This window comes from Bacillus sp. SIMBA_074 (assembly GCF_046534555.1).
Classification (GTDB): Bacteria; Bacillota; Bacilli; order Bacillales; family Bacillaceae_G; genus Bacillus_A; species Bacillus_A mycoides.
Map to the genome: position 1 here is coordinate 1 of NZ_JAWRYM010000125.1, position 439 is coordinate 439.

1 pseudogene is annotated in these 439 nt (G+C 45.6%); it reads right to left on the reverse strand.

Annotated features, from left to right (window positions below):
- Window positions 1-350: pseudogene (locus tag SB773_RS30140) on the reverse strand (deaminase); the annotation flags it as partial.
- Between the last annotated feature and the right edge of the window lie 89 nt (window positions 351-439).

The following is a 439-nucleotide window of genomic DNA, read 5'->3' on the forward strand; positions in this document are numbered from 1 at the left end:
GCTTCAGCCCGCTGAGTGGTGGTCCCTGTTATGGCAGGCATTTCTGTTGCCTCAAACTCCAAACGATCGATCAGCTTTTTCGGAGGGAGACAAGACTTCCATGTAGCACCTGCATACGTTTTATCCAGGTGATTATGCTTCTCCACAAAAGAGGGAAGGGCCAGCAACCCTTTTGCGTCTTCAGTGGGCAGAGTCGTGTCCAGTGGCTCATTAGCGGATGCGATTTGCATGATTTTGCCGTCTTCAATGCGGAGATGACAGATTTCGGTTAACGTATGAACGACTCCATCATGTCCAGTCTCAAACCCGCTGTCCAAACGAACATTGGTTAACCAGAAAGCGTGACTCACAAAAAACCAGTCCCTTCTCTTTGTTTTCTTAATTGTAGTGAATATTTCGAACAATAATTTTCAGCATCTTTACTTGTTTTTGCATGATC